This is a genomic window from Pedobacter superstes (assembly GCF_037622515.1).
GTDB classification, from domain to species: domain Bacteria; phylum Bacteroidota; class Bacteroidia; order Sphingobacteriales; family Sphingobacteriaceae; genus Paradesertivirga; species Paradesertivirga superstes.
This window is the reverse complement of the sequence record NZ_JBBJCN010000001.1, coordinates 1,013,468-1,034,953: the sequence shown is the minus strand read 5'-3', so window position 1 is coordinate 1,034,953 and position 21,486 is coordinate 1,013,468. Positions and strand designations below refer to the sequence as shown.

At 40.7% G+C, this 21,486-nt stretch carries 12 protein-coding genes; all 12 read left to right on the top strand.

Annotation, left to right across the window (positions count from 1 at the left end):
- Positions 1 to 521: 521 nt before the first annotated feature.
- The 12 genes from WG906_RS04380 to WG906_RS04325 all read left to right on the top strand — a co-directional run bounded on the left by WG906_RS04380 (position 522) and on the right by WG906_RS04325 (position 21,334).
- Positions 522 to 3,644 (top strand): SusC/RagA family TonB-linked outer membrane protein, encoded by a 3,123-nt coding sequence (locus WG906_RS04380; RefSeq protein WP_339991304.1) that lies wholly within the window; start codon positions 522 to 524, stop codon positions 3,642 to 3,644.
- Between the two features lie 22 nt (positions 3,645 to 3,666).
- A complete protein-coding gene (locus tag WG906_RS04375; protein WP_339991303.1) occupies positions 3,667 to 5,253 on the top strand; it encodes a RagB/SusD family nutrient uptake outer membrane protein in 1,587 nt (528 codons plus the stop codon).
- 24 nt (positions 5,254 to 5,277) lie between these two features.
- A complete protein-coding gene (locus tag WG906_RS04370; RefSeq protein WP_339991302.1) occupies positions 5,278 to 6,309 on the top strand; it encodes an IPT/TIG domain-containing protein in 1,032 nt (343 codons plus the stop codon).
- 73 nt (positions 6,310 to 6,382) lie between these two features.
- On the top strand, positions 6,383 to 7,678 hold the full coding sequence (locus WG906_RS04365) for a glycoside hydrolase 5 family protein (RefSeq protein ID WP_339991301.1): 1,296 nt from the start codon (positions 6,383 to 6,385) through the stop codon (positions 7,676 to 7,678).
- Between the two features lie 54 nt (positions 7,679 to 7,732).
- Entirely contained in the window at positions 7,733 to 8,968 is a 1,236-nt protein-coding gene (locus tag WG906_RS04360; RefSeq protein ID WP_339991300.1) for a glycoside hydrolase family 27 protein, read from the top strand.
- A gap of 117 nt (positions 8,969 to 9,085) precedes the next feature.
- Positions 9,086 to 10,297, top strand: coding sequence for a glycoside hydrolase family 26 protein (locus WG906_RS04355; protein WP_339991299.1), 1,212 nt, complete (start codon positions 9,086 to 9,088; stop codon positions 10,295 to 10,297).
- A gap of 435 nt (positions 10,298 to 10,732) precedes the next feature.
- Positions 10,733 to 12,640 carry a sodium:solute symporter family protein gene (locus WG906_RS04350; RefSeq protein WP_339991298.1) on the top strand — a complete coding sequence of 636 codons (1,908 nt, stop codon included), beginning with the start codon at positions 10,733 to 10,735 and terminating at the stop codon, positions 12,638 to 12,640.
- A 65-nt stretch (positions 12,641 to 12,705) separates the two neighbouring features.
- Positions 12,706 to 13,902: a glycoside hydrolase family 130 protein gene (locus WG906_RS04345; RefSeq protein WP_339991297.1), complete on the top strand. Its 1,197-nt coding sequence runs from the start codon at positions 12,706 to 12,708 to the stop codon at positions 13,900 to 13,902.
- A 76-nt stretch (positions 13,903 to 13,978) separates the two neighbouring features.
- Positions 13,979 to 15,196, top strand: a complete 1,218-nt coding sequence (locus WG906_RS04340) for an AGE family epimerase/isomerase (protein WP_339991296.1) — start codon at positions 13,979 to 13,981, stop codon at positions 15,194 to 15,196.
- Positions 15,197 to 15,273: 77 nt separating this feature from the next.
- Positions 15,274 to 15,762: a cupin domain-containing protein gene (locus WG906_RS04335; protein WP_339991295.1), complete on the top strand. Its 489-nt coding sequence runs from the start codon at positions 15,274 to 15,276 to the stop codon at positions 15,760 to 15,762.
- A gap of 145 nt (positions 15,763 to 15,907) precedes the next feature.
- The gene (gene fbaA / locus WG906_RS04330) at positions 15,908 to 16,987 is read left to right on the top strand and encodes a class II fructose-bisphosphate aldolase (RefSeq protein WP_339991294.1); all 1,080 of its coding nucleotides are present in this window, start codon (positions 15,908 to 15,910) and stop codon (positions 16,985 to 16,987) included.
- Positions 16,988 to 18,058: 1,071 nt separating this feature from the next.
- The gene (locus WG906_RS04325; protein WP_339991293.1) at positions 18,059 to 21,334 is read left to right on the top strand and encodes a glycosyl hydrolase; all 3,276 of its coding nucleotides are present in this window, start codon (positions 18,059 to 18,061) and stop codon (positions 21,332 to 21,334) included.
- The last annotated feature ends 152 nt before the right edge of the window (positions 21,335 to 21,486 follow it).

Below are 21,486 nucleotides of genomic sequence, written 5' to 3'. Positions count from 1 at the left end.
AGCTAAAGACATTGAGAAATGAAGTGTCAAACATTCCCTAAATCAAGCTTGAACTTTTTTCTGGACCTGAGTTAATCCTTTGATTACGCACATATAAGTTTAGTATGAATGGGCTAACTGTAATTTTATTGCTATCTTATTTGAAGTTCGATATAAAGATCAAATGCTGATTTTCAAGCCATTTACAGTAAATTTTATTGGTAAGGTTGTAATAATGAGGCATTTACGGCGTGTTTAACATTTGGGTGCCTGTTTTTAAGCAAACCAATATTCTGCTCCAGTTAGTTTTACATCATAAACCAATTACTAACCGACCGTGTCAGCTACCGCTGAACATCTTCGATAGTAATAAAGCTAAACCAGATATCTGGAAAATGTAAATCACTAATTATTAAAACAGATGTAACTATGAACTGAAAAATTACAGAAGAGTATTCAACCAATTATGACAAAATCCAAAAATGTTAATCAAAATGAACAAAGATAATCACAAAAAAATTATAACTTTTTTATGTCTGTTAGTGACACTACTGACTACTTTTAGCGCGTATACTCAAGACTTGAGAGTTATAACTGGCACAGTTACAGATGGTACCGGCTTGCCACTTCCAGGTGCATCTGTTAAGGTAAAAAATGGAACGGTCTCTACACAGACTAATGAAAACGGCGCTTTTTCAATCCGGGTATCCGACAATAGTGTACTCGTAATTTCATTTTTAGGGATGCAAGCTAAGGAAGTGAGCGTCGGTAATAACACGAATTTAAAAATTGTATTAGGTGATGCGGCTACTAACAACCTCGACCAGGTTGTTGTTATCGGCTACGGTTCTGTTAGAAGAGCAGAGGTTACAAGCTCTATATCATCAATCTCTGAGAAAGATATGAAGAACCTGCCGGTTGCCAATTTAGATCAGGCGATTCAGGGAAAGGTTTCTGGTGTTACTGTACAAACCAACGGTGGCCAACCAGGTGGAGGAGTCTCTGTCCTGGTACGGGGAGTAACCTCTGTAAATGGAAATGAACCTCTGTATGTAGTAGATGGAGTACCTCTTAATGGCTCAACTATAGCTAACTATAGTGGTGGAGGTGCTGGTGCTGCTCAAACGGTACAAAGTCCTTTATCTAATATCAACCCTGTCGATATTGCCTCCATTGATATTTTAAAGGATGCTTCGGCTCAGGCTATTTACGGATCAAGGGCTGCAAATGGAGTCGTAATTGTGACAACGAAGAAAGGAAAAGCGGGCGAGTCTAAAGTAACGTATGATGTATTTAGAGGACGTTCCGAAATACAGAAAAAGCTGGATATAATGAATCTAAGTCAGTATGCCCAATTTTCAAATGAAGTATTAGAGGAAATCGCGACGACCAATGGAAACCCTTATGTGCCAATCGGAGAGTACAGAGATCCCTCAATATTAGGAAATGGATCGGACTGGCAGGACGCTATTTTTAAAAACGGAATAACACAACAACATCAGATTTCCTTCTCTGGGGGTGCAAATAAAACATCGTATTATACCTCCGGAGGATATTATAGCCAGGAAGGTGTAGTTGTTGGGTCGGGAGTAAAAAGATATTCCTTAAAGGTGAATCTTGATCAGCAGGTAAAAAACTGGTTTAAATTAGGAATAAATTCAACCTTTAGCAGGTCTGATCAAAATGTAGCTTTAACAAATGGTTCAGCTACACCGATAAATGTTGCGGTAAGTAATAGCCCTGCTGCTCCCATTTATTATAATGGAACGTTCGCTCCAAGTATCAATATTGGTGGGTATAATTTTGGTACCAATCAAAATCCGCTGGCTCTCGCTTCACTTCGTGATATAAGTATAAAAAATAATCGGACTCTGGCTAATCTGTACGGTGAAATCAGCTTTTTAAAACATTTTTCATTCAAGTCTCAATTTGGTGTTGACTATAGTGCGAGTCAAAATACATTTTTTGAGCCAGAAGCAAAAAATGGTAACACTGCGATTATTCCGGTGAGCAGCATCAGTGAGCAAAGAGGTAATGGATTGTTCTGGAATTTTACAAACCTTCTAAATTATAACCAAAATTTCGGAAAACATGCTGTAACTGCGCAGGCGGGACAGGAAGCCTGGGAATCGACCTGGGATAATATTAGTGGATATCGACGAAATCTGATACTAAACTTTAAATCAATTGCTGCCGGAGCCAGGGATCTTACGATGGTGGCAGATGGGGGAAATGGAGAAAGTGCTATGTTCTCTTATTTTGCAAGAACAGGATATACTTTCGCAGATAAATACTCCTTAAATCTTTCTGCAAGAAGAGATGGATCATCCAGTTTTGGACCAGAAAATCGGTTTGGAAATTTCGCTGCCGCTTCGGTAGGATGGACGATCACCAACGAATCTTTTGCGAAAGATTTGAAGCTTTTGAATTACTTGAAACTTAGGTTGGGAATGGGCGCTGTAGGAAATGCAAATACCAGATACAGTAATGCTTTTACTTCGAGAATGACTCTTCAAACTGGTGCATTTGGACAGGGTAGCTGGCCATATAATGTTCCGAATCCATTCCTTGGTTGGGAGTCTGTTAAAACCTATAATGCAGGTGTTGATGCTTCAGTTTTAAATAGACGTTTGGAAATTACTTTCGAGGTTTACAGAAAGCTTACCACCGATATGCTTTTACAATCGTCTTTGCCGGGATACACAGGTATTGGCAGTAATTGGGATGACATTCAAGCTCCAATTACAAATGCGGGTAAGATGGTTAACAATGGTTTCGATTTGACCCTTAACAGTTTCAACTTCACAAACAAAAACTTCAACTGGAAAACAACTCTAACATTCAGTCACTACACCAACTCGTTGAAGGAGCTGAATATTGGCAATGTGCCAATTATTTATGAAGTAACTGACGCATTGAATGCTCCTCGAAAAGCTACTATCACTAAAATAAACGCCCCGGTAGGTCAGTTTTACGGATACATTGCAGATGGCCTTTTCAGATCCGAAAGTGAGATAGATAACCATGCATATCAGGGTATTGCAGTTGGGCCAAAAGGTAGCTGGCTTGGAGATGTTAAATACAGAGATATCAGCGGACCTGATGGTAGTCCGGACGGAACTATAGATTCTTACGATATTACCACTATAGGGAATCCTAATCCGAAATTTACTTTTGGTTTAACCAATACATTTAATATCAAAGCTTTTGATATCAGTATATTCTTACAGGGCCGCAAGGGAGGAGATATTCTGAATTTTACAAAGCTACTTACAGAGGGTTTGTACAACGTATATAACAATCAAACAGTAGAAGCACTAACAAACAGGTATTCGCTTGGAAACCCTAATGGAGCGCTGCCAAGATATAATTCATGGCATGAAAATAACCGTGCCTTGTCCTCACGGTTTGTTGAGGATGGCTCATATTTACGAATTCAAACGGTAAACCTGGGTTATAATATCCCTGTCAAGTATTCTTCAAAGGTTAAAATATCAAATGCCAGAATATTTGTTTCAGGCCAGAACTTGTACACGTTTACAAAGTACAGCGGTTTAGATCCTGAACTGGGTTCCTTTAACAACAATATACTTATGTCGAACATCGACAATGGAAACTATCCAAACCCACGTACTTACACAATCGGTGCAAACATTACTTTTTAACCTGAATTAAACAGAATTAGCGATGAAATACAATATATTAACCTTTCTTACAGCTGTGACACTACTTACCTCGTGTAGCAAGGAGTTTCTGGATCGGCCGGATACCAATGCTCCAACTCTCGAAACATTCTATAATACCTCTGAGCAGGTAGAGGGTGCAACAGGGTTGCTGTATGGAGCTGCATGGTATCCCTTTATGGATCGGGCTTTCTTAAGTATCGGCGAAATCATGGGTGGAACGGGTATCACCTCGGGGCCCGGCGATTACGCCCCCTATATGAACTTTACTGTATCTGAAACAGATGCTCAGATCTACCGGGCTTGGAATTCCTTCTATAAAGTTGCGGGAGTTTCAACAATTCTTATAAATGAGTTTGAAAAGAAGAAAGGAACACTTGGCGACCAGGCTTTTTTAAACAAAGGTATCGCCGAAGCACGCTTTATGAGAGCAATGGCCTATTTCTATTTAACCAGAGTTTTTCAACATGTTCCGATTATTACGGATCCGATACAGTTAGCAACAAGCGGAGACACCAAGGTGCCCCGCTATAAACAAAGCGATGTACTCAAGTTTATTATTGACGATTTGAAAGTCGCAGAAGCGGGTTTACCTACAGTAATTTCCGAGCCGAGGTTACGTGTTAATGCTTATTCTGCAAAAGCATTGATGGCAAAGGTATATCTGTATATGAAAGATTACGAAAATGCCAAAGCAAAAGCTTCGGAAGTTATCAATTCGGGCAAGTTTGATTTATTCCCGGATTATTATACTATGTTTTCAACGGCTCAATCTAATGGAAACATCGAGTCCCTGTTCGCTTTTCAATGGACTGCTACAGGAGATTATAGTTCAGCAAATCATACTCAAACTAATATTGGTCCCGGACCACTGTTAAGTCCTAAGCCAGCAGGAGCGGGAGGATATTCCTCAGTAGTTCCTTCCATTAATCTTCTAAACTCCTTTGAGTCTGGCGATCTAAGACGTAAAAGTGTAATGGAGCATGGTTTTTTTCGTCAAGATTGGAAAAATGATAATTATCCCAACGGTTATACTTACGATACCACAGCTGCCGCCGGCGCCGGGAAGCAGATTCTTACCGCTACCCGGACTAACAGTGCAAAATATATCGTAGGTACAGGAACGAATGGCGAGAAGGTAAACGGTTCGAATACTGAGGTCTGTACTTATATAATCAGATACGCAGACGTCCTGTTAATCTATGCTGAAGCTGTTCTGGGAGATAACTCTTCCACCACCGATGCATCAGCTCTGGCAGCTTTTAACAAAGTGCGTCATCGTGCAGGCTTCTCTGCAAGCTTAGACAAGACTGTTTTAACAAAAGACATTATTCTTCATGAGAGAATGATTGAATTTAATTTTGAAGGTGACTTCTGGTTCGATGTCCAGCGTCAGGGCTTTGATAAAGCAAAACAGATTCTTCATGCACAGGAAAGGGGAGAGTATACTACCAATAATGGAGTTCGGACAATAAATCATATGGATGTGAGTGGGCAGTTTGTCAGCGAAAATCAGTTGTTTTTACCAATCCCATCCGCTGAGAAAGTTAGTAATCCTTTACTAACTCAGGAACCGGTTAATTTTTACTAACAAATTTGTTAAAACCTAATTGAAATGAAAAAATTCAGAGTTTTAAATATAAAAGCCATTGTAGCCATAGCGGCTCTTACTATTAGTATTATAGCCTGTAAGAAGGACGGAACTGGTATGCCCGAGTATGGCGCGGGCGACCTTCAGGTGAGTACTATTGATCCAGGCGAAGGTTCTGGAGGGGATGTTCTAATCGTCAAAGGAGCTGGCTTAGGTAGTCTTAGCTCAATCACATTTGAAAAGGATAATGTTCCGGCAGGTTTTAATCCTGTATTTAATGAAGATAAATCCGTTGTATTCAGAATACCTGACACGGCTGGTGGCGGACCTCAGAACATCATCTTTACAAATACAGCAGGAAAAAGTGTAAAGATTCCATTTAAAGTAGTTGCTCTTCCTGTAATAAGCCAGTCTTCGGCAATTGATATCGAAGCCGGCCAGATTGTAACCTTGACCGGTACAAACCTCGAAGACGTATCACAAGTGGTTATCGACGGGACAACAACAGAAGCCGAAATCGTTTCGATGAGTAAAAAACAGTTAACTATAAAAATTCCCGCTAGCTCGGCGAGTAGAGTTAAATTGTCAATTACGAATTCATCAGGTACCAAGGTAGGTGAGCAGGAGTTTACCTATGTGGCCAATGCCTATGCGATTTATGGCGATGCGTTTAACAGCAACGTAGATAATTGGTCGTGGAGTACTGAATTTAAGATATCAACTTTAAATAAGATTTCAGGATCAAACGGCTTGAGTGCAGAGTACACAGGAGGATGGGGTGGAATTCAATTGGCCCAAAAAAGCTCTGTAAGTCTAACACCTTATAAGTACCTGACATTTTGGACTAAAGGTTCTGCCACCGATAGAGTTGTTTCCTTAAATTTCAACTGGGCCAAGGGTGTTCAGGTTACAATACCGGCAGGTAAATGGACATATCATAAAATTGATCTAGATACCTTCAAAGGTTCTGGTGTTAATTCTCTGGACAATTTGATAATGCAAATAAACGGCGATCCGGATCTATTCTTCTTTGATAATATCCTTCTAGTAAAATAGCAGGATTAGACTAACTATGCCTGGTTGATAAATATTCAACCAGGTTTTGTTACACATCATTTATTCGTATTTAATGAGGGACTTTAGCTTGCGGAGCTGTCTCGTATTGCTTTGTGCGATCGGGCTAGCATTTCATGGAGTTGCACAAGTGAATTTTATTGAACGCCAACAGAATCAATTATTCCTGAACAATAAACCCTATTATTTTCTCGGTGCCAACTACTGGTATGGAGCGCTTTTGGCTTTGCAAAACGATCCCAAAAAAGGTAAAGAAAGACTTAAAAATGAACTGGATTTTTTAAAGAAACAAGGAGTTACAAACCTCCGGGTTTTAGTTGGAGCAGAAGGTAAGGGGCTAATAAATGGACAAACGAGGGTATTTCCTTCTTTGCAACCAGAAAAAGCAAAATTTGACGACAGAATTCTTGAAAGTCTTGACTTTCTATTATTCGAAATGGAGAAGCGGAATATGCATGCAGTTCTTTATTTAAGTAATAACTGGGAGTGGAGCGGGGGTTTTCTACAGTATCTGAACTGGAATGACGGATTAAGTGATGAGAAAATGAAAAGCCGGCTGTCCTGGGACGAATTGAGAGATGAAACTTCAAAATTTTATTCATGCCAGCCATGTTTGCAGGATTATGAAACCCAGTTGCGGTACGTGCTGAATCATAAGAATAAGTATAACCAGCGTGTTTACATTAATGACCCTGTGATCATGTCTTGGGAACTAGCAAACGAGCCCCGTCCAATGAGGGCTTCTGCTGTATTAGCTTACAAAAAATGGATAGAAGTAACATCAAGGTTAATTAAATCTTTAGATCGAAATCACCTGGTTACAATCGGAACAGAAGGGGAAATGGGCACTGAATCACTTAGTCTGTATAAAGAAATTCATTCAATAGAAAATATCGATTATCTCACCCTGCATATCTGGCCCAAAAACTGGAGCTGGTTTAAGGATACAACCATAACAGATTCTCTTGAAAGTATTCTTGGTAGAACAAAAGATTATATAACTAAACATGAGCTTGTTGCTGATGAACTTCGAAAACCATTGGTGATAGAAGAATTTGGCTTGCCTAGAGATGGTCATTCCTTTGATCCACATTCTTCTACCCGGTCCAGAAATAAGTTTTTTACAGCCGTTTTCGAACAATGGTTAAAAAGTAAAAGAACCCGTGGATCCATCGCCGGGTCGAATTTCTGGGCTTTTGGTGGTGTTGAAAGGCCGGTGCCTGGTCAGCTTTATTGGAAACAGGGCGACGGTTTCTCAGGCGACCCTCCTCAAGAGGAACAAGGACTCAATTCCATCTTTGATTGTGATGACAAAACATGGGATCTGATTCAATATTACAGTTTACCGTAGTGTAATAATTTTTAAAGCTCTATCAACTAAATAATAAACACTTAGATAATAAAAATGAGAACAAAACTATTCGGCTTAATTGCGGCAATGGGCATTTCGTTTAGCGGCTTTGCTCAGGGAAACAATTACGTACAAAACTATACCAAGTTCGAGGAGCTTGCTTTAACACCGCCCATGGGTTGGAACAGTTGGAACAAATTTGCCTGTAATGTGGATGAAAGTATGATCCGGGAAATAGCGGATGCCATGGTTTCGTCGGGAATGAAAGAGGCTGGATATACTTATATCAATATAGATGATTGCTGGCATGGAGATCGCGACAGCCTGGGTTTCATTCATCCTGACCCAAAAAGATTTTCTTCCGGAATGAAGGCGCTTGCAGATTATGTTCATGCAAAGGGTTTGAAACTGGGTATCTACTCTGACGCGGGCTCGCAGACATGCGGCGGACGCCCCGGAAGTAGAGGCTATGAGTTTCAAGACGCCAATATGTATGCGAGATGGGGAATAGATTACTTAAAATACGATTGGTGTAATACAGAAGGACTTAAAGCTGAAGGTGCTTATAAAACAATTGCCGCAGCATTGCGAAAAGCAGGCAGGCCAATTGTTCTGAGTATTTGCGAATGGGGAAATGATAAGCCCTGGGAATGGGGAAAGACAGTTGGACATTTATGGAGGACCACCGGAGATATTTACAATTGTTTTGATTGTATTGAAGACCATGGCACCTGGAAGTCGTGGGGGGTGATGCAAATCTTGGATAAACAGGACGGTCTGCGCGAATTTGCGGGACCTGGCCATTGGAATGATCCTGATATGCTGGAAGTTGGAAACGGAATGGTTGTTAACCAGGATCGTGCTCATTTCTCGATGTGGGCGATGCTCGCAGCCCCTTTGATTGCTGGTAATGATTTAAGAACAATGAGTAAGCAAACCATCGAAATTCTGACTAACAAGGAAGTTATAGCTGTAGATCAGGACGAGCTTGGTATTCAGGGATTTAAACAAGCCTCTAAAGATAGCGTTGAAACCTGGTACAAACCTCTGAAGGGTGGGGATTGGGCTGTGTGCTTTCTCAATCGATCCAAAACGCCTAGATTAATTGAAGCGAACTGGCAGGCAAACACAATTACCGACTCCTTTGCTAAAAGGCAGTTGAATACCCGATCATCCAGTTTCACTGTTAGGAACTTGTGGACGAAAAAGAACATGGGAACAACGAAGAAAACTTTAACTCATTTAATTCCTGGGCAGGATGTTCTGATGATCCGATTAATAAAAAGATGAGGTATTGTTTTTAAGTTTTAGGAAAACCAAATGCAGGATGAGACAGCATAAAGTGTCGCAAGTGATTTTTAAACATAATTAGGATAAGTGATGTATTCAAAAATAATTTTTAAAGTGATGTTTTTAGCCTTAGTGCTTCCGGCCTTTTGCTTACAAGCGTGTAAAAAAAGAGATGGGGGCGATTCGACCCCGCAGCCAATTATTGAAGAACAGGAGGTAGTGCCCAATCTTTCTACAATAAGATCATGGTTAATAGATAGAAATGCGACCGACGAAACTGCCTGGCTTTTCTACAATATGAAGATGGTCGCCAAAAAAAATATTCTTTTTGGGCATCAGGACGCGACGAAAAGGGGAGTGATAGATCCTTCCACATCGTGGGCAAATGAGCAGCATCTTCCGACTGTTTCAAAGGAAAAATCCGACGTTAAGGAAATCACCGGCTCATTTCCGGCAGTATACGGTCACGATTTTAATTACATTGCTGGTTGGTCAGACGGCGGTTGGTTTGATTACGAGAGACAGATTGCTAAAGAACTTACCATCGAAGCATACAACCGGGGAGGTATTAATACTTATTCCTGGCATTATAGTAATCCTGTTTCAAAAGGGAGTTTTAATTGGAGTGAATCGCAGGTTGAAGCAGTGAGCAAAATTTTGCCCGGAGGATCACATCATGAAATTTACAAGGGGTCGCTGAAACAAATCGCGGATTATGCTAAATCCCTGATTGGTGCGGACGGAAAGTTGGTGCCGGTAATATTCAGGCCTTTTCACGAAATGGATGGTAGCTGGTTCTGGTGGGGGAAAAATCATTGTACTCCTGCTCAATACAAAGAACTGTTCCAGTTTACAGTTACTTATTTAAGCGAGGAATTGAACGTTCATAATTTTCTTTACTGCTGGTCACCTGGCGGGGATTATACAAGTTCAACGCAATATCTTCAATATTATCCAGGGGATGACTATGTTGATATTCTGGGCACTGATAATTACGGCTTAAATACGAATATCTCTAATGCCTCCATTTCTAATAAGCTTAAAATTGTTTCTGATTACGCTAAAGATAAAAATAAAATCGCCGCGTTTACAGAAGCCGGACAGCAAAACTTAACTGTTAATAACTGGTATACTCAAAAATTGCTTGCAATACTTCAAACTCAAAAAATCGAGATGGCATACGTGCTGGTATGGGCAAATACAACGTCATCATATTGGACTCCTTACAAAAATCATCCTGCAGAGACAGATTTTGTGCAATTTAAAAACAGTGCATATGTAATGTTTGCGAATGAGCTTGTTCGAACAATGTATAAGCACCCACAATAAGAGCCAGATAAGATCTGTGAAAATAATTTCCTGTTAGCTTTGTCAGGAAGGCAGATCTCCTTTTTTCTATATATGGTTGTTGATGTATGCAGGATCCCTTAGTGGATCCTGCTTTGCTATATATATAAAATTCCCGACCTGTCTGCTAAAATTGACCGAAGACCAATCGAATCAATTGAAATTATTTAGAAAATGCCTTTAAATGTAGTGCAAGCTAACATTTTCATCAAATGTTAAACATTTCAGCCCCATTTTTTGAGCAATAGAACCTGTGATTCTGCAGATCTTTGAGTCATATTATTAAACGGAGTAGACCAGGTCTCACGGTATTAGCCCTTATTTAAACGAAGTAAGGCGATTACCTGCCCTAATAAGATGAACAACTCATGGGATTCTACTCGACCATTATAAACTAGATATTATCAAATTAGGAAAATGAATTTAACACTTATCGACGTTTCAATGATCGTCTTCTACCTCATCATGATGGTAATGATTGGCTGGTATTACCGGAATAAAGCCCGCCAGAATAAGGAAAGTTATCTGATGGGGGGTAAGAAATTGCCCTGGTACATGCTAGGGCTAAGTGATGCCTCCGACATGTTCGATATTAGTGGTACAATGTGGATGATATCACTATGTTTCGTATACGGATTAAAAAGTATTTGGATTCCCTGGTTATGGCCAGTGTTCAACCAAGTATTTAATATGATGTTCCTGTCCAAATGGCTTCGTCGTTCTAATGCCAATACTGGTGCTGAATGGTTAGCTACTCGTTTCGGACTAGAAGGTAAAGGAGTAAAAGCCTCTCATAATATTGTGGTAGCTTTTGCTTTGATCGGCTGTCTTGGCTTCCTTGCCTACGGTTTTGTAGGATTAGGCAAATTTATTGAGATTTTCGTTCCATGGGACGTTGTGCAACCTTATTTGCCTTTCTATGTTCCAGCTGCTTATGTAGCGCATTTTTACGGAATTATATTTACTCTGTTTGCCATGTTCTACTCCATCCTTGGAGGAATGCATAGCATTGTACTAGGTGATGTAATAAAGTATGCAATTATGACGGTAGGTTGTATTTGTATTGCTGTAATAGCAATAATTCATTTAAATGGGAAAGAGCTTGTAGTCCCCGCCGGATGGCATGACCCTTTCTTTGGATGGAAATTAGATCTCGACTGGAGTCATATTTTACCCGCAGTAAATAAAAAGATCGAGCAGGACGGTTTTGGCCTGTTTGGGGTTTTCTTTATGATGATGCTCTTCAAAGGTGTGCTTTCAAGTTTGGCCGGTCCCTCACCAAGTTATGATATGCAGAAAGTCCTTTCTACCCGTTCGCCGGAAGATGCTTCTAAAATGACGGGTTTTGTTTCGATTGTTCTGCTTCCTATCCGCTATTCTATGATTATTGGTCTCACCGTGTTGGCCTTATTATATTTTGATAAACTTGACATCACTTCCGGGTCCGGAGAATCAGACTTTGAACGCATCCTTCCGGCTGCGATAAATACCTTTCTGCCTACCGGAATATTAGGTTTGGTATTAACCGGACTTTTAGGAGCCTTCATGGGAACCTTTTCAGGTACTCTTAATGCCGCTCAGGCTTACGTCGTGAACGATATTTATCTCAAATACATAAACCCTGACGCTTCTACCAAAAAGATCATCACTGCGAATTACTTAGTTGGGATTGTTGTAGTTGCCATTGGTGTAATTCTTGGCTTCTTTGCTAAAGATGTTAATACCATTCTTCAATGGATCGTAGGGGCTCTATACGGAGGTTATATTGCAGCGAACGTGTTGAAATGGTATTGGTGGCGATTTAATGCGAATGGATTTTTTTGGGGTATGGCAGCAGGTATTGCAGCAGCACTTGTTTTCCCTTTTATCTTCCCTGGAACATTGATGTTATACGTTTGGCCTTTATTGTTCCTTATTTCAGTAGCAGGATGTCTGGTTGGTACTTATACCGCTCCTCCAACCAATGAAGCCGTATTGATGAAATTCTATAAAACTGTCCGACCATGGGGCTTCTGGCAACCTATATGCGAGAAGGTGAGGGCACACGATCCTTCGTTTGAGCCCAATCGTAACTTCAAGCTTGACATGTTCAATGTGGTTGTTGGTGTGATAGCTCAACTCTGTTTAACTGTCCTGCCCATGTATCTAATTCTGGGTATGAAGGCCCCTCTGGCCATAACTGTGCTCATTCTGGTTGTATTAGCATTCATCCTAAAGAAAACATGGTGGGATAAGTTGCAGGAGGAGGCTCGCGCTGCAGCTGAAGAAAAAACCCTGGAGAATACCTCTGTTAGCCCGGCAACGCTCATTGGATTTGACAAATAGGAACTCTGTAAAATAATATAATTTTTGTTTATAAACTCCATGTTACGGAGATCAATATCAAAGCAATGCAAGAAGAAACATTAATAACAAACTTAATTTTTGAAAAGCGTCTGAATGCCCTTCGGCAGGCGCACGAAGTTTTATTAAGCAAACTAAACAAGGAGGAAAAATTTGGCAATGGGATATTTGCCCGCTACGAAAATCCAATTCTTACTGCGGCTCATACACCGCTGGAATGGCGCTATGATCTTAACCCTGCTACCAACCCTTATTTGATGCAGCGCTTTGGAATTAACGCCACCTTCAACTCTGGTGCAATTAAGTTCCAGGGCAAATATATTGTGGTCGCCCGGGTAGAGGGCTGGGATAGAAAATCTTTCTTTGCTATTGCAGAAAGTGATAATGGGATAGATAAATTCCGTTTCTGGGAATATCCTTGTCTGATCCCTGAAACAGATGAACCGGATACCAATATTTACGACATGCGTTTGGTGCAACATGAAGATGGCTGGATCTATGGGTTGTTTTGTACTGAACGCAGGGACCCGGCAGCTCCGGATGGAGATCAGTCGGCTGCAATTGCTCAGTGTGGTATCGTCCGAACCAAAGATCTTCTTACCTGGGAACGTTTGGCTGATCTTAAAACGCCTTCTCCTCAACAACGGAATGTGGTTCTTCATCCTGAATTTGTCGATGGACAGTATGCCTTTTACACCCGGCCACAGGACAGTTTTATTGATGCAGGCAAAGGGGGAGGAATTGGTTTTGGACTAAGTGCGACCATCGAAAATGCTAGCATTGATCAAGAAATTGTAATTGACAGGAAGCAATATCATACCGTTTACGAATCGAAGAACGGTCTTGGTCCTGCACCTATCAAAACCGAAAAAGGTTGGTTGCATCTGGCGCATGGAGTGCGGAACACAGCAGCGGGATTACGCTATGTGCTTTATGTCCTTATCACCGACCTGAATGATATTACAAAGGTTATCCATAAACCTAACGGCTATTTCATTGCACCTGAAGGTGATGAGAGAGTCGGCGATGTTTCAAACGTTGCCTTTAGCAATGGCTGGATCGCAGACGACGATGGCAGGGTATTTATCTACTATGCTACTTCAGATACCCGCCAGCATGTAGCCGTATCAACAATTGACCAACTGTTGGATTATGCCATTAACACTCCCGAAGACGGATTACGATCAGCAAAATCGGTAGAATCGATATACAACATTATTAATAATAATAAAAATCTGAAATAAACAGAATTCAGGCTGAAACAGACTTCAGGGAATCAGAATCAAAGATAATTTAATACTAGCGGTAACATCCATGTCAATGTCAACTATTCAACTTAATTCTCAATTAGGAGTGTACCAGAAAGAGGTTAAACAAGAGTTACACAATATTTTGGACTATTGGTTGCATTTTAGTCCCGATACCATAAATGGAGGTTTTGTGGGAAAAATTGATAGTGATAATACTCGTGATTATTCCGCTCCAAAGGGTTCGGTGCTTAATGCCCGTATCCTTTGGTCTTTTTCAGCTGCTTATAATCTTGAGCCCAATCAAAATTACTTACAAATGGCCGACAGAGCCTGCGGGTATATTGTAGATCATTTTATTGATAAGGAATTTGGGGGAGTCTACTGGACCGTTAGTGCGGAGGGGGTTGCGTTAGAGACTAAAAAGCAAGTGTATGCCATTGCTTTTACTATTTACGCCCTTAGCGAATACTATCAGGCCTGTAAAAGCGAAAAGGTTAAAGATTTGGCCATCGATTTGTACAAGCTTTTGGTGGAAAAAGGTTTTGATAAAGAGAAAACAGGCTATTTCGAAGCTTTTACCCGCGACTGGAATGAGATTTCGGACTTGCGCTTAAGTGAAAAAGATGCTAACGAGAAAAAGACCATGAACACTCATCTACATGTTCTGGAAGCCTATACAACGCTCTATCGTATTTGGAAGGATGATGGATTGAAGGAGCAGATCCAGATCCTTATCCAAAATTTTCTGGAGCATATTATAGATGGGGACAACGGACATTTAGTTTTGTTCTTAGACGAGAACTGGAAAAGAAAGTCGGACACTATATCTTACGGTCATGATATAGAAGCAGCCTGGCTTTTACTCGAAGCAGCCGAGGTGATTGAGGATGAGCATTTGATTTTGAAAATTAAGGAAGCCTCTTTAACGATGACAGATGCGGCAACTGAAGGTTTAGAAAGTGACGGAAGTTTGAATTATGAGTTTGAAACATCTGCTCAACACCTTATTCAAGAAAAGCACTGGTGGGTACAGGCGGAAGCTATGGTAGGTTTCTTTAATGCCTTCCAGCTAACCCACAAGGAGAGTTACCTGGTTAAATCTCTTAAAGTTTGGGAGTTTATCAAAAATGAAATTCTTGATACGACCAACGGTGAATGGTTTTGGGGCGTAACATCAGCGTGCAGGGTGATGGACAATCAGGATAAGGCGGGATTATGGAAGTGCCCTTATCATAATAGTCGTGCGTGTATGGAAATTATGAGAAGAATAGCAGGAAGTGGAACTTAATCTTAAGGTCCAACGATTCTGTATAGCATATATGAGGAAGTTATTGGGTGATTTTTTAACGAAAAGGAATTTACATAATGTCAGAAAAAATATTTACAGAAATAGAAGAAATGCTTAAAGTACTCCGCCTGGATGTAGTAAGGTATGATAAAAACCGACCCTGGGGAGGTTTTTTTGTGATTCGTGATGAACAAGCCCAAGAATTTGCCAACTTTTTTTTTAACCGTTTGGATTTAAGTGACTTGATAATGTCAGGAAAACTCAGTCCGAAAATTCTGATAGTGGCTCCCAAAAAGCGCTTGTCGGGGCAATATCATTTTAGAAGAGCGGAAATTTGGAAGGTACTTCGAGGATCAGTTGGTGTTGTGATAAGTGAGACTGATCACGAGGGAGAACTTTTTAAGAAAGAAAAAGGTGATTGTATTAAACTTCAGCAAGGAGAGAGACATCGGTTGGTAGGATTAGATGAATATGGAGTATTAGCCGAAATCTGGCAGCATACTGATTTTGATAATCCATCCGATGAAGATGACATTGTAAGATTACAAGACGATTTTGGAAGATAAGTTTTTAGGCCGCGGAGCGATTTTGCGTTTTTGTAAAATTACGGGCGAGTTACTCCGATGCTTTTATAAAAGATTTGGGACTCCAATCGATTAGTTGTGATTGTCACAAAAACCTCTCCTTTCCAGGAAATAATTAAAAAGTGAAATGAATCTTAAAAACTATAAAGGCGTTTTATACGGCGATGCCGTTCAACAATTGTTTGGACAAGCGAAAAAGTACCAATTTGCTTTGCCAGCTGTGAATGTCATTAATACAAACTCTATAAATGCGGTGATGGAAACAGCGCAAGCTGTAAATTCACCTGTAATAATTCAGCTTTCTAACGGCGGAGCGCAGTTTTATGCTGGAAAATCACTAAATAATGAAAAATTAGAAGCCTGCATCCTGGGTGCAGTTTCTGCTGCAAGACACGTTCATTTACTGGCAGAACACTATGGTGTTGCGGTCATCTTACATACAGACCACGCTGCTAAAAAATTATTACCCTGGATAGACGGCCTGTTATCGCATGGTGAGCGGTTTCACCAACAGACAGGAAAGCCTTTATTCTCGTCTCACATGCTCGACCTTTCTGAGGAATCTATCGAAGAAAATCTGGAGATATCTAAAACATATCTTGAGCGCATGAAAAAAATGGGTATGACCATTGAGATTGAGTTGGGAGTAACCGGTGGAGAAGAAGACGGAGTTGATAATACAGATGTGGACAGCTCTAAATTATACACTCAGCCTTCAGAAGTATCTTATGCTTACAAAGAATTGAGCGAAGTGAGCCCACGATTCACAATCGCGGCTGCATTTGGAAATGTTCACGGCGTTTATAAACCAGGAAACGTAAAACTTCAACCTGGTATTCTCAAAAATTCTCAGGATTATATCCGTAGAGAATTTAATATCGAAGAAGAGAATCCTATCAATTTTGTTTTCCATGGCGGTTCCGGTTCTTCAAAAGAAGAGATAAGAGAGGCCATTTCTTACGGTGCAATAAAAATGAATATCGATACTGATATGCAATGGGCATTCTGGGAAGGAATTAAGGATTTTTACAAATCCAAAGAAGGATATCTTCAGTCTCAAATTGGTAACCCTGACCGGGCGGATTCTCCAAATAAAAAATATTACGATCCGCGTTTTTGGTTGCGTAAGTGCGAAGATAATTTTGTTAAGCGCTTAACTCAGGCATTTGAAGATTTAAATTGCATCAACGCAAACGATAAGATTTAAACGTTTTGTTACACTAATTGAGCTTCTAAATGACTTCTTGAAATTTATATCAGCTGTTTTACTCCGAAAAAGAGTACGTTTAAATTGCCGTCACAAACACGTAGCAGAACTATTTTGATGATAAAGTAAAAGTAGTAAATTGTGCCTTAGTGGATCAGAAACGCAGTTTTTGCCCCCTGAAAAGAAGACTATATCCGAAGACTCAGTGCATCGTGGTGCAAATCCACGCAGCGAATAGAGTATGATCGAAACAACTCAATTGTCCTTAAGCTCCAGGAGTTTTATCTGTCTAGGGATGAGAGTAAGAAACAATCCCACTTAAAGACCTTTGGAATGCAGTTCTGCTCGCTGGTTCGATTCAGCTGGTACCACGTTTAAAAAGCCTGATTTTTCATTAAATCAGGCTTTTTTTGTGCTTAAAAGCACTTTTTCTATATCTGCCGAGGCGGTCGCCCTAAGCGCCCTGTTTAAGTTTTACAGGTATTTCTGCTAATGCTACAATAGCAGCGGTAGTTTTAAAAAGTAATAAAAAGAAGGATGGAACCTATAATGTAACTATTCGAATTTGGCATAGGGCTAAGCCCAAGTATATTCCGACGGAACATTGGGTAACCAGCAAGCAAGTAAAAACCAATGGCACAATTAAAGACCCCATCATAATAAAGCTGCTAAATCCTGTTCTGGATGGACTATCGTTGCCGAATTAGCGAACTATGAAAGCGCGTTTCATATTTTGATGCAGACGGCCTCGCTAATTGGCTTGTTTTCGGGGAGCAGAGAACTGCGGAAGAGATTAATCTCATAGAGTTTGGTGAAAATAAGGTTAAGGAACTTAAGGCTGAGGAGCGATTCGCTAACGCGGCTAACATGGTAACTGTTTAAAATAGTCTCAAAGATTATTTTAATAGTGAAATTGTACCAGTAACGGAAATCTCTGCAAATATGCTTAGGTCATATGAGAAGTATTTAAAGGGTTCACGTACTTTGTCTCGGTAAGATTATTAAGACATGACCTTAGAAATCCGTTCTAAATTCAATGCTTGTTATATTGCATACGTATAAACAAATCGAATGTTAAAGTTACTACCCTCTCTATTCTCAATTATAATTTGCCTTTCTAGTTTCGCTCAGGAATTGCGAATTGAAAACTTGTCAATTGTGTACCATGGGTTTAAAAACCCTCAGGACAGTGCCCGAACGAAGGTTTGGTGGTTTCATGGCGAGACTGAGACGACACGTGAGGGAATAACGGCTGACCTTGAAGCTTTCAAAAAGGCTGGGGTTGGCGGAGTTGTTTATTATGACCAAAGCCATGGTAAGGCAGAAAACGCATTGGAAGGGTTCTCACCTGAGTGGTGGAAGATGTTGCGATTTTCAGCCGAAGAAGCAAAACGTCTGGGATTAACATTTGAAATCCATCTATCCAATGGCTATGTAGCTGGTGGGCCATGGATAACCAACGAGACTAGTATGAAACGTCTTGTTGCCACGGAGACTTATCTCAAAGGGGGAAAAGCATTCTCCGGACACTTATTAAAACCTGCTAATGAATATAACTTTTATAAAGACGTAGTAGTTCTCGCATATCCGGCCCAACTTGGTGCAGGAATAACATCCTCTTCCCAAAAGATTAAAATATCATCAAATGTAAAGGAATTGGATGTTCGCAAGATATTTAATGTCAATGAAAAAGCACTTGCCAAAATTCCCAGGCAGGATAGTCCGGTTTACGTGAACTTAGAATTTCCTAAGCAATTTGAAGCAAGGAGTATAAGCTATGAGGTTCAGCCGAAAGGCAAGGCAACAACGAGCGCTACGAATGTACCCGGACCACCCTCAGAGGTATTTGTTGGTACAGGTTATCGGGTACTGCCAGACCTCGGCCAACTGGAAGCATCTAATGACGGGGTCCACTACAATAAAGTTTGCGACCTTAAACCAATCTACCGCGCTCATGAGCGATGGCGTCAGAAAACAATATCTTTTAAACCCATAAAAGCTAAATACTTTCGACTGAATTTACATAATTGGTGGGAGGTCTCCGAGGCTAACCAAAACCTTATGATCGGAGCAGTAAGCCTGCAATCTTCAGCAAAGCTTGATCAATGGGAGGAAAAGGCAGGACTTTTTACAGAATACATAGAAACCGACAAGACTCCAGCTTTTTCAAGAGCAGAAGTAATCGATTCGAAAAAGGTTCTTAATATCAGCGATAAGTTGGATGGAGAAGGCAGGTTAACCTGGAATGTTCCGCCCGGGAACTGGGTTGTAATGAGATTCGCTTATGTACCGACTGGCGTATCGACAAAGCACGGGCGAAAAAACATGATTGGACTTGAATGTGACAAACTCTCCGTTAAAGCTGCCGAAATTCATTGGAATAATTATGTGGGAAGGATAGCCGATTCGCTTCGGGCTACCAACAGCGGAAACCTTTCGGGAGTAGCCATGGACAGTCATGAGGCAGGCTCACAAAACTGGACCGACAATTTTATCGAAGAGTTTAGGTTACGAAGAGGCTATGACCCTACTCCATTTCTTCCGGCTATGCTCGGATATGTTGTTGGTGGGGTAAAGGAAAGTGATGGATTTTTATTTGACGTTCGCCGCAATATTGCGGATATGATAGCAGACAACTATTACGGCACATTTGAACGTCTCTCGCAAAAGCGAGGTTTAACATTCACCGCTCAGGCAATAGGAAACGCACTCTGTATTGTTGGTGACCCTATCTTGGCAAAAAGTAAAGTTAGCAAGCCTCAGGGGGAGTTTTGGGCAATTCATCCGGAGGGCAATTATGATATTAAAGAAAGCTCATCGGCGGCTCATTTGTATGGCAAGAAGATAGCTTCCGCGGAGGCATACACTGATGCAAAATATAGTACTTCTTTGGCGGAGTTGAAATCACTGGCCGACTATGCCTATGCGTTTGGTATAAACGAGTTTGTAATCTGTGCCTCAGCATATCAGCCATGGCTCGACAAATTACCAGGAAGTACAGGTGGAGGAAGGCATTATGCAATTAATCGGAATAATACCTGGTGGAATTATAGCAGTCCTTTTTGGGATTACCAGGCAAGAAATGCTTTTATTATGCGCGCAGGTAAATCCTCGTCAGACCTCTGCATTTATCTCGGAGAGAATGCACCCGTTAAGATTCTTACATACAGGCTGCCGGATATTCCAGGAGGATTCGATTTTGATGCTTTCACAACAGATGCCTTGCTTACCCGTATGAACGGAAGCAAGGGCAAGATTTCCTTACCTGACGGAATAAATTATAAGATGATGGTTCTCCCTCGGAATGGGGACATTACTCTTGATGCGTTGCGTAAGATTGCGTCCCTTATTCAACAGGGAGGAAATGTTTACGGACCGAAGCCGCATACGTCCGGAACGGCCCGGGATATAGGCAAGGAAAATGAATACCAATCACTTGCAGATAAACTCTGGGGCAAAGCGTCGGGACAAGTAGGTTCTAAAAATGTTGGCCTTGGAAGCATTTATTGGGGAATGTCTCTCAATGAGGCGCTCAAAAATGCAGGGATAAAACCCGACATTGAAATGGAGGTTGGAGATACGAAATCCTCAAAGATTTACTTCGCACATAAAAAGCTGACTGATGCTGACATTTACTTTCTCAACAATCATAAGGATCTAGCTGAGCGTAATCTTTTTACCTTCAATTCCCCCGGAAAACAAGTGCAATTATGGAACGCTGTAACGGGTAAACGTTTTTCAATCCCCATTGCAAAATCCGATCAGCAAAGCGTTTCTGTCCAATTGAATATGGCTGCCCGCGAATCCTGTTTTTTAGTTGTTACTGATAAACAGGAAAAGCTTCCTGTGTTAGCGTCTGAAAATAAAGCATTTAAAAGCGAGGTACTTAAAGGTGATTGGAAGGTCCGCTTTGATGAAAAGGCAGGCGGGCCAGGTGAGGTGATTTTTAAAACATTAGAGGACTGGACAAAAAATACAGATCCGAGGATCAAATATTATTCGGGAACAGCGGTATATAAAAAGACCATTCAGATATACCATCTGGATAATGAGATCAGAATTGATCTAGGCAATCCGGGGTCTGTTGCTCAGGTGCATGTGAATGGAAAAGATGCTGGAATTGTATGGTGTTCGCCATGGCAACTTGATATCACTCCTTACCTAAAAAAAGGAGACAATACTTTGGAGATTCACGTTGCAAATAGCTTGATGAACAGGATGATCTATGATGTGCAACTGCCAGAAGAAAAGCGAATAACATATGCTTATCCAGTGATTGCTTCTCCCACGGAGGCTTTGCAGGCTTCCGGTCTGCGAGAAGTGCGAATATTGAGAAGGTATAAATAAAAGTCTTTCAATTAAAGCAGACGAGAAATTGTAAAATACGTGGATTGAAAAGAGTTTTTTGCAAGAAATTCAGCAGGTTTATGCTCGGAAATATTTTGGACGCTTCAGCAGCCTAAAGCTTAACTTTGTGTATACTATTATGATAACAGCCA

What these genes read in the sequence shown, in the direction of transcription:
- WG906_RS04375 (WP_339991303.1), top strand. Translation starts at nt 3,667, where the DNA reads ATGAAATACAATATATTAACCTTTCTTACAGCTGTGACACTACTTACC.
- WG906_RS04370 (WP_339991302.1), top strand. Translation starts at nt 5,278, where the DNA reads ATGAAAAAATTCAGAGTTTTAAATATAAAAGCCATTGTAGCCATAGCG.
- WG906_RS04365 (WP_339991301.1), top strand. Translation starts at nt 6,383, where the DNA reads ATGAGGGACTTTAGCTTGCGGAGCTGTCTCGTATTGCTTTGTGCGATC.
- WG906_RS04360 (WP_339991300.1), top strand. Translation starts at nt 7,733, where the DNA reads ATGAGAACAAAACTATTCGGCTTAATTGCGGCAATGGGCATTTCGTTT.
- WG906_RS04355 (WP_339991299.1), top strand. Translation starts at nt 9,086, where the DNA reads ATGTTTTTAGCCTTAGTGCTTCCGGCCTTTTGCTTACAAGCGTGTAAA.
- WG906_RS04350 (WP_339991298.1), top strand. Translation starts at nt 10,733, where the DNA reads ATGAATTTAACACTTATCGACGTTTCAATGATCGTCTTCTACCTCATC.
- WG906_RS04345 (WP_339991297.1), top strand. Translation starts at nt 12,706, where the DNA reads ATGCAAGAAGAAACATTAATAACAAACTTAATTTTTGAAAAGCGTCTG.
- WG906_RS04340 (WP_339991296.1), top strand. Translation starts at nt 13,979, where the DNA reads ATGTCAACTATTCAACTTAATTCTCAATTAGGAGTGTACCAGAAAGAG.
- WG906_RS04335 (WP_339991295.1), top strand. Translation starts at nt 15,274, where the DNA reads ATGTCAGAAAAAATATTTACAGAAATAGAAGAAATGCTTAAAGTACTC.
- fbaA (WP_339991294.1), top strand. Translation starts at nt 15,908, where the DNA reads ATGAATCTTAAAAACTATAAAGGCGTTTTATACGGCGATGCCGTTCAA.
- WG906_RS04325 (WP_339991293.1), top strand. Translation starts at nt 18,059, where the DNA reads ATGTTAAAGTTACTACCCTCTCTATTCTCAATTATAATTTGCCTTTCT.